The organism is Streptomyces sp. MUM 2J (assembly GCF_022414535.1).
GTDB lineage: Bacteria > Actinomycetota > Actinomycetes > Streptomycetales > Streptomycetaceae > Streptomyces.
Map to the genome: position 1 here is coordinate 1 of NZ_JADWYM010000122.1, position 630 is coordinate 630.

Annotated in this window: 2 pseudogenes; both read left to right on the forward strand. The window is 69.5% G+C overall.

Features of this window, described 5'->3' with window-relative positions:
* A pseudogene (locus I3F54_RS31905) lies at positions 1-390 on the forward strand (hypothetical protein); the annotation flags it as partial.
* Positions 391-422: 32 nt separating this feature from the next.
* Positions 423-630: pseudogene (locus I3F54_RS31910) on the forward strand (IS3 family transposase); the annotation flags it as partial.

Below are 630 nucleotides of genomic sequence, written 5' to 3' on the forward strand. Positions count from 1 at the left end.
ATCCGCATGTCCCGTACCAATTCTTCCGAGCAGGATCCCGCTCCGCGGCCGAAGCGTCGCCGCTTCTCGGCCGAGTACAAGTTGCGCATCGTCGCCGAGTACGACGCCGCCCCCGCCGGAGACAAGGGCACGATTCTGCGCCGGGAGAGGCTGTACCACTCCCACGTCATCGAGTGGCGCCAGGCCAGAGACGCCGGCGCGCTGGAGAAGCTGACCGACCACCGCACCAGCCCCACCCGCCCGAAGAAGCACCCCGCCGAGGCCGAGAACGACAAGCTTCGGCGTCAGGTGGAGCGGCTGGAGAAGGAGGTTGCGAAGCGGGATGCCGCGCTGGAGGTGCTGGGAAAAACACACGCGCTCTTGGAAGCACTCTCCAAGAGCGCGGACTGAAGGACGCCCTGGAGCCGCTCCTCCACGAGGCCGTGGAGGAGCTGACCCCGTACCTGGGCATCGTGGCGGCGTGCCGGATCACCGGACGCTCCCGGGCCACCCATCACCGGCGGCTGAACCCGGCCCCGCCCAGACCCAAGGCGCCGAGGCCCACGCCGGTCAACGCCTTGTCGGACACCGAGCGGCAGGCGGTGCTGGAGCTGATGAACCGGCCCGAGTACGTGGACCTGCCACCCGCGC